The organism is Streptomyces bugieae (assembly GCF_036352915.1).
Lineage (GTDB): Bacteria > Actinomycetota > Actinomycetes > Streptomycetales > Streptomycetaceae > Streptomyces > Streptomyces endophytica.
Map to the genome: position 1 here is coordinate 1 of NZ_JAZBJP010000240.1, position 383 is coordinate 383.

Annotated in this window: 1 pseudogene; it reads left to right on the top strand. The window is 72.1% G+C overall.

Annotation, left to right across the window (positions count from 1 at the left end):
- Window positions 1-383, top strand: a pseudogene (locus tag V2J85_RS41065) (phosphoribosylformylglycinamidine synthase subunit PurL); the annotation flags it as partial.

A 383-nucleotide genomic window follows, 5' to 3' on the forward strand; every position in this document is an offset into this window, starting at 1 on the left:
GATCTTCTGGCACGGCGAGCAGATCGTCGATGTTCCGCCGCGCACCGTCGCCCACGAGGGCCCGGTCTACCAGCGCCCCTACGCCCGCCCCGACTGGCAGGACGCCCTGCAGGCCGACGACGCGGGCAAGCTGCCGCGTCCGACGGGCGGCGAGGAGCTCAAGCAGCAGGTCCTGCAGCTGGTGGGGCACCCCAACCAGGCGTCCAAGGCGTGGATCACCGACCAGTACGACCGTTTCGTCCAGGGCAACACGGTGCTCGCGCAGCCCGAGGACGCGGGCATGGTGCGGATCGACGCCGACACCAACCTGGGCGTCGCGCTGGCCACGGACGGCAACGGCCGGTACGCCAAGCTCGACCCGTACGCGGGTGCGCAGCTGGCGC